This window comes from Peribacillus sp. NPDC058002, from assembly GCF_042886655.1.
Classification (GTDB): domain Bacteria; phylum Bacillota; class Bacilli; order Bacillales; family DSM-1321; genus Peribacillus; species Peribacillus aracenensis.
Genome location: NZ_JBHVQU010000017.1, coordinates 39,670 through 47,670, shown reverse-complemented (window position 1 = coordinate 47,670; position 8,001 = coordinate 39,670). Strand labels below are relative to the sequence as shown.

Here is an 8,001-nt window from a genome sequence, read left to right as displayed (position 1 = left end):
TGGCGACATGTGGAGCTGACTGATACTAATAGATCGAGGACTTAACCAACGCTTTAAAAAATGAAATACCTTCTTATTATCTAGTTTTGAAGGAACAACGTTCCTTACATGTTTGGTGGCGATAGCGAAGAGGTCACACCCGTTCCCATTCCGAACACGGCAGTTAAGCTCTTCAGCGCCGATGGTAGTTGGGGGTTTCCCCCTGTGAGAGTAGGACGCCGCCAAGCCATTTAAAAGATCAGCCATCCGGCTGGTCTTTTTTGTGATTAAAAAAAGGTTTTTTTTTTCAGGGACAGCATAGGGCTGGCCTTATTTGAATTGGGCTGAATTTAAGTGGTGAAACCTTAAGAGAGAAGAAAATATCAGGTTTTGCATTTATCTTTTAGGGTATTTATGTAAGATATTTCAATTTTAATGTTCAATGGGGTATGTAACTACATATAATTTGGAGAAAATGGATAATACAGAAAGAGAAAGTGCGTTTAAGTTGCAAAATGCATTATTCCTTGTATAATAATAGTCAAATATAGTCAAAGTCAGAATGGAGGAGGCTGAGTGAGAAACATATCTGATGTTATCGAAACTTATTTGAAGCAAGTACTTGAAATAAGTCAAAAAGATATCTTAGTGATTAAAAGAAGTGAAATAGCAGATAAATTTCAGTGTGTTCCTTCTCAAATCAATTACGTAATCAATACCAGGTTTACCATCGAGAGAGGTTATGTTGTGGAGAGTAAGCGTGGAGGCGGCGGTTATATACGCATCATGAAAGTCGAATCACAGGATTCCGTGCAACTTATCAACCAATTATTATCGCTTATTGGTTCAAGGGTAACCCAATCGATGGCTGAAGGAGTAATTTCAAGGCTGATGAATGAGGACGTCATTAATGAAAGAGAAGCAAAGATAATGATGAGCGTCATTGATAGATCGGTGATTTATATCGACCTACCTGACCGCGATGAGCTTAGGGCAAGAATTTTAACTGCGATGCTTACGACTTTAAAATATAAATGAAACTGGCAGAGGTGATGAACGTTGATTTGCCAAGAATGTCATCAAAGGCCTGCTACCCTGCACTTCACCAAAATCATCAATAAAAAAAAGACTGAAGTCATGATTTGTGAGAAATGTGCTCAGGAAAAAGGTGAAATGTTCATGGATGCAGGTGGACCTGGTTTTTCAATAAATAATTTATTAGCAGGATTGTTGAATATGGAGTCGAATATTCAACAGACAAAGGCAAATGCATTTCCCAAAACGGAAGAGAGGCGTTGCCCGCATTGTCATCGATCTTATAAAGAATTTGTCCATATTGGTAAGTTTGGCTGTGCCGAATGTTATAAAACGTTCAATGAACAGTTAAATCCCATTTTAAAGAGGGTTCACAGCGGCAATACAGCACATATAGGGAAAATTCCAAAAAGGATTGGTGGCACTATATATCTTCGAAAGCAAATTTTGGATTTGAAAGAAGTTTTAAAGGTCCACATTGATCAAGAGGAGTTTGAGAAAGCGGCAGAGGTAAGAGATAAGGTTCGTTCCCTTGAGAAAAGGTATGAAGCGCAAGAGGGAGGCGAGGAATTATGAGCTTGGAAAAGTTTGTAGAAAACGCTCTGAGTTCCTGGATGAGTGCCGAAGGGCCGGAAATCGATATTGTATTGAGTTCGCGGATTCGGCTGGCCAGGAATTTTAAAGACTTTACCTTCCCAACCTCCTTTTCTAACGAAGAAGCTAAAAAAATCATTGAATTGGTCAAAAAAAGGATCGAAGAAGAAGTAACCCCGGAGATTGGAAAACTGGAACTTTTAGAAATCGACCAATTGCAGCCACTTGAAAAGCGCGTTCTTGTTGAAAAACATTTAATAAGTCCCCATTTAGTTGAAGATTCAGCGAAAAGTGCATGTCTCCTTTCGGAAAATGAAGAAATAAGTATCATGATAAACGAAGAGGATCATCTCCGTATTCAATGTTTAATGTCGGGGTTGCAGCTAAAGGAAACATTAAAGATTGCAAATGTTCTTGACGATTGGATTGAAGAATCCATAGACTATGCATATGATGAGGAAAGAGGATACCTAACTAGTTGTCCAACTAATGTGGGAACAGGATTAAGGGCTTCAGTCATGATGCATCTGCCAGGCCTTGTCCTTACACAGCAGATGAATAATATCATACCGGCTATCAACCAATTGGGGTTGGTGGTTCGAGGGATTTATGGAGAGGGCAGTCAAGCCTTGGGGAATATTTTTCAAATTTCCAATCAAATCACTCTTGGAAAGTCGGAAAGGGATATCGTTGAAGATCTAACAAGTGTAGTGCAACAAATCATAGCCCAGGAACGGTCAGCGAGGGATGCATTAGCGAGGACTTCCCACATACAATTAGAAGATAGAATTTTCCGTTCATATGGGATTTTGTCCAATGCCCGCATCATCGAGACCAAGGAAGCAGCTACCTGTATCTCCGATGTTAGGTTAGGGATAGATCTTGGGTATATAAAGAATATTTCTAAAAGCATTCTAAATGAGTTGATGATTTTGACACAGCCGGGATTTTTACAAAAGTACGCAGGTGGCCCTTTAAGACCCCATGAAAGGGATATCCGTAGAGCAGCACTCATTCGGGAACGCTTGAATTTCACGGAATCTCCTTCCTCATAGAGGTCATTGACCTCTTTAGGGAGTATCAAATTTCACGTAATAGATATGGAGCAAGAAGAAGCTTCTGTCATAACTTAGAGAATTGCCAGCAACTTTATTCAAAACGAAAATTCTTAAGGAGGAATTCCCTATGATGTTTGGTCGTTTTACTGAAAGAGCCCAGAAAGTATTAGCATTAGCCCAAGAAGAGGCAATCCGTTTAGGTCATAATAATATTGGCACGGAACATATTTTACTGGGCCTTGTCCGAGAAGGTGATGGTATTGCTGCCAAAGCGTTATATGCTCTTGGATTGGGTCCGGATAAGATTCAGAAAGAAGTGGAAAATTTAATTGGCCGTGGACAGGATACGGCTCAAACGATACATTATACCCCAAGAGCCAAGAAAGTCATTGAGCTTTCCATGGATGAGGCAAGAAAATTAGGTCACTCATATGTTGGGACAGAGCATGTACTTCTAGGTCTTATCCGAGAAGGGGAAGGTGTAGCTGCACGCGTATTGAATAATCTGGGAGTAAGTTTAAATAAAGCGCGGCAACAAGTATTGCAGCTTCTGGGAAGTAATGAATCTGGTGGTCATCAAGGTTCAGCAGCTTCAAATGCAAGCACGCCGACACTGGATGGCCTTGCCCGTGATTTAACGGCGATTGCCAGGGAAGGAAGTTTGGATCCCGTTATCGGAAGAAGTAAGGAAATACAGCGAGTCATCGAGGTATTGAGCCGTCGTACAAAAAATAACCCAGTATTAATCGGTGAACCTGGTGTTGGTAAAACAGCCATTGCTGAAGGGCTTGCCCAACAGATTATCAATAATGAGGTACCTGAAATTTTACGTGATAAACGCGTAATGACACTTGATATGGGTACTGTTGTGGCCGGTACTAAATACCGGGGTGAATTTGAGGACCGGTTGAAGAAAGTTATGGATGAAATACGTCAGGCGGGTAATATCATCCTATTCATCGATGAATTGCATACATTGATCGGTGCAGGTGGTGCAGAAGGTGCCATTGATGCCTCCAATATCCTTAAACCATCATTGGCGCGAGGTGAATTACAATGTATCGGTGCCACGACTTTGGATGAGTACCGGAAGTATATTGAAAAGGATGCTGCGCTTGAACGTCGTTTCCAGCCAATCCAAGTCGATGAGCCGACTATTGAGGAATCCATCCAAATTCTCAAGGGGCTGCGTGACCGTTATGAGGCACATCACCGCGTATCGATTACAGACGAAGCGATTGATGCCGCAGTCAAATTATCCGACCGTTATATTTCCGATCGCTTTTTACCGGATAAAGCGATTGACTTGATTGATGAAGCTGGTTCCAAAGTTAGGCTGCGTTCATACACAACGCCACCTAACTTAAAGGAACTTGAAGTGAAGCTGGATGATGTTCGTAAGGAAAAAGATGCTTCCGTTCAGAGTCAGGAATTTGAAAAAGCTGCTTCACTTCGCGATACAGAACAACGCTTAAGAGAACAATTGGAAGAAACGAAAAAAACTTGGAAAGAAAAACAAGGGCAGGAGAACAGTGAAGTGACTGTGGATGACATTGCACACGTCGTATCCAGTTGGACGGGAGTTCCAGTCACTAAATTGGCGCAAACAGAGTCAGACAAACTGCTTAATATGGAGTCAATCCTCCATGATCGTGTAATTGGGCAGGAAGAGGCTGTCATTGCGGTTTCTAAAGCAGTAAGACGTGCAAGGGCAGGATTGAAAGATCCTAAACGTCCAATTGGTTCATTCATCTTCTTGGGGCCTACAGGGGTCGGTAAAACAGAGCTGGCTCGTGCTTTAGCTGAATCCATTTTTGGTGATGAAGATGCCATGATCCGCATCGATATGTCCGAATATATGGAGAAGCATTCGACTTCACGTCTTGTTGGATCCCCTCCAGGATATGTTGGATACGAAGAAGGCGGTCAGTTAACGGAAAAAGTGCGGAGGAAACCATACTCCGTCGTTCTGCTTGATGAAATAGAAAAGGCGCATCCGGATGTTTTCAATATTCTTCTTCAAGTATTGGAAGATGGAAGACTGACAGATTCCAAGGGGCGTACTGTCGATTTCAGGAACACCATTCTGATTATGACATCGAATGTAGGGGCGTCGGCCTTGAAAACTGATAAGTATGTCGGCTTTAACATCCAGGATACTGGTCAGGACTATAAAAATATGAAAGGGAAAGTGATGGAAGAACTCAAACGTGCATTCCGTCCGGAATTCCTGAATCGTATTGATGAAACTATCGTGTTCCACTCATTAGAGAAGGATCATTTGAAACAAATCGTTACATTAATGTCAAATCAGCTTACTACCCGTTTGAAAGAACAGGAGATATACTTGGAGCTGACAGATGCGGCTAGAGATAAAATTGCTACGGAAGGTTTTGATCCGGAATATGGGGCACGTCCAATCCGCAGGGCACTTCAGAAGCATGTAGAAGATTATCTATCCGAAGAGTTGCTTAAGGGCAACGTGAAAAAAGGGCAAACGGTCGTAATGGATGTCGTGAATAATGAGTTTGCAATCCGACAAGGCGAGCCTGTTAATGTAAGTGAATAACCTGATCCTAAACTTCGAGGTACACGCAGATTCTATTGCAGTGTACCTCTGTTTTTTATCTATAGGTAGATTTGAGTATAAATGGGATAAGCAGAATGAATATTTTTTAAAAAAACTTAGCCTTAAGAAGGTTTAAATAAATTAGAGGTATAATATCCTTAATATAGATATCTTTTCCAAAGAAAGAGGAGTAATTTATGGCTGTAAAGAAGAAAACAAAATTTATGTGTCAGTCTTGTGGATACGAGTCACCGAAATGGATGGGGAAATGCCCAGGATGCGGTGAATGGAACAAAATGGTCGAGGAAACCGAAATCGTTAAACCTGCTAGAAAAGGCGCCTTTACCAATTCAGAGGTTAGAGGTTCCGGGGAACGGGAGAAGGCAGCACCGATAACGACTATTCAATCAGAAAAAGAACCCCGGATTAAGACGGATTTAATGGAATTGAATCGTGCTCTTGGGGGCGGGATTGTACAGGGATCACTTGTATTGATCGGAGGAGACCCGGGTATCGGTAAGTCCACCCTGCTTTTACAGGTATCATCCCAATTGGCGCATAAACAGAAAAAAGTGCTTTATATTTCAGGTGAAGAATCAGTCAAACAGACTAAATTGAGAGCGGATCGGCTTGGGACCATGTCGGAGAATCTATTCGTTTATGCTGAAACCGATATGGATTATATCCAACAGGCAATTACGGATGTAAAACCGGATTTGGTCATTATTGACTCCATTCAAACGGTATATCATTCGGAGGTTACATCCGCCCCGGGAAGCGTTTCACAAGTGAGGGAGTGCACAGCCTCACTCATGCGCATTGCTAAAACGAACGGAATCGCGATTTTTATCGTCGGACACGTTACAAAGGAAGGGGCCATCGCGGGGCCACGGCTACTTGAGCACATGGTTGATACTGTATTATATTTTGAAGGTGAAAGACACCATACATATCGAATTATACGTGCGGTTAAAAATCGCTTTGGTTCGACGAATGAGATGGGAATTTTTGAAATGAAAGAACATGGGTTGGAAGAGGTCGCGAATCCATCGGAAATTTTCCTTGAAGAACGGTCGCAAGGAGCTTCAGGTTCCACAGTCGTCGCATCCATGGAGGGCACAAGGCCAGTGCTAGTTGAAATTCAAGCATTGATTTCTCCTACGAGTTTTGGCAATCCGAGGCGAATGGCCACGGGAATCGACCACAATCGAGTTTCGCTTTTAATGGCCGTTCTGGAAAAGAGAGTGGGCTTGCTGCTCCAAAACCAAGATGCGTATTTAAAGGTTGCTGGTGGTGTCAAGCTGGATGAACCTGCAATTGATCTCGCTGTCGCAATAAGCATTGCTTCGAGCTTCCGTGATAAACCAACAAACCCTGCCGATTGCATTATTGGTGAAGTGGGGCTGACTGGTGAGGTGAGAAGGGTGTCAAGAATTGAACAAAGGGTGCAGGAAGCAGCAAAATTAGGGTTTGAGCGAGTTATCATACCGGCTAATAATATAGGGGGATGGACAGCGCCGAAGGGTATTAAGATCGTTGGTGTTTCATCGGTTTCGGAGGCTCTTAAACAATCGTTAGGGGGTTAAGTATGACAGATAAAAAAGGGTATGAGAAAACAAAACTGGAAATTCTGCAAATTGTTGCTCCGGGTACCCCGCTTCGAGAGGGGATTGAAAATGTCCTGAGGGCAAACACGGGTGGTTTGATAGTGGTCGGATATAATGAGAAGGTGCGAGTGATCGTGGATGGCGGCTTCGAAATCAACTGCAGCTGTACCCCCAGCACATTATATGAGTTGGCAAAGATGGACGGAGCCATCATTTTAAATGAAACAGCCGATAAGATCATTTTCGCAAATGCCCAGCTAGTACCGGATAACAGTACACCTTCCACTGAAACGGGAATGCGGCATAGGACAGCAGAACGTGTGGCAAGGGAGACCAAGTCACTGGTCATCGCAATCTCACAACGTCGGAATGTCATCACTTTATATCAAGGAAATTTCCGATACGCCCTTAAAGATATTGGAGTCATACTTGCCAAGGCTAATTTAGCCATCCAGACCTTGGAAAAATACAAGGTGGTCCTGCAGCAGAGCATATCGGTTTTAGGAGCGCTCGAGTTTGAGGAAATCGTTACCTATGCCGACCTTTTGCAAGTATTTCACCGATATGTAATGGTGCTCAGGATCAAGGCAGAGCTATTAACGTACCTTAATGAGCTTGGTACGGAAGGAAGATTGATCCGTTTGCAAATGAATGAAATCCTGGCAGATATTGAAACGGAAGGAAAATGGCTTATCAAGGATTATACCTCCAGTAATGATGAAGATCCCGAGGAAATCATTTTTAGGCTTCAAGAGTTGGCCATGCAGGAAAAACTGGATGAAAGCATTCTTCTAAAGGTGCTGGGCTATAATGGATACATACACCTTGATGAGTCAGTACATCCCCGTGGTTACCGTATTCTTCATAAAATCCCACGCTTGCCGGGTTTGATCATCGAAAATTTAGTGAAACAGTTCGGAAGCTTTAGTGAAGTCAATAAAGCTACGGTTGAAAACCTTGACGATGTGGAGGGCATAGGCGAAGTCCGGGCAAATAAAATCAAAGAAGGACTCCGGATTTTAAAAAATCAGCTTGTCACAAATAGAAGGATGTAGGGGCAGCTGGCCTTTTAAAATTCCCTTGACTTGCTTGAAATTGGTTGGTGTTTATTTTTGACACTCAAAACTCAGGGTGCTAGGCTAATATTACGAAAAAGAGA

General features: G+C 42.5%; 6 protein-coding genes and 1 rRNA gene. All 7 read left to right on the top strand.

The features are described 5' to 3' along the window. The first annotated feature begins 111 nt into the window (after nucleotides 1-111). The 7 genes from rrf (at nucleotide 112) to disA (ending at nucleotide 7,897) form a co-directional block, all read left to right on the top strand. Nucleotides 112-227 (top strand): 5S ribosomal RNA (rrf, locus tag ACFVSH_RS05910). Between the two features lie 328 nt (nucleotides 228-555). Then, nucleotides 556-1,017: a CtsR family transcriptional regulator gene (locus ACFVSH_RS05905; protein ID WP_387604886.1), complete on the top strand. Its 462-nt coding sequence runs from the start codon at nucleotides 556-558 to the stop codon at nucleotides 1,015-1,017. Nucleotides 1,018-1,038: 21 nt separating this feature from the next. Further along, a complete protein-coding gene (mcsA, locus tag ACFVSH_RS05900) occupies nucleotides 1,039-1,590 on the top strand; it encodes a protein-arginine kinase activator protein McsA (protein WP_387604884.1) in 552 nt (183 codons plus the stop codon). Continuing rightward, nucleotides 1,587-2,663 carry a protein-arginine kinase McsB gene (mcsB, locus tag ACFVSH_RS05895; RefSeq protein ID WP_387604882.1) on the top strand — a complete coding sequence of 359 codons (1,077 nt, stop codon included), beginning with the start codon at nucleotides 1,587-1,589 and terminating at the stop codon, nucleotides 2,661-2,663. Before mcsA ends, mcsB begins: the two co-directional genes overlap by 4 nt. 130 nt (nucleotides 2,664-2,793) lie before the next feature. After that, nucleotides 2,794-5,235, top strand: coding sequence for an ATP-dependent protease ATP-binding subunit ClpC (gene clpC / locus ACFVSH_RS05890; RefSeq protein WP_192207428.1), 2,442 nt, complete (start codon nucleotides 2,794-2,796; stop codon nucleotides 5,233-5,235). 197 nt (nucleotides 5,236-5,432) lie between these two features. Beyond that, a complete protein-coding gene (gene radA, locus ACFVSH_RS05885; protein ID WP_076372905.1) occupies nucleotides 5,433-6,821 on the top strand; it encodes a DNA repair protein RadA in 1,389 nt (462 codons plus the stop codon). Nucleotides 6,822-6,823: 2 nt separating this feature from the next. Next, nucleotides 6,824-7,897: a DNA integrity scanning diadenylate cyclase DisA gene (gene disA, locus ACFVSH_RS05880; RefSeq protein ID WP_192207429.1), complete on the top strand. Its 1,074-nt coding sequence runs from the start codon at nucleotides 6,824-6,826 to the stop codon at nucleotides 7,895-7,897. Nucleotides 7,898-8,001: the final 104 nt, after the last annotated feature.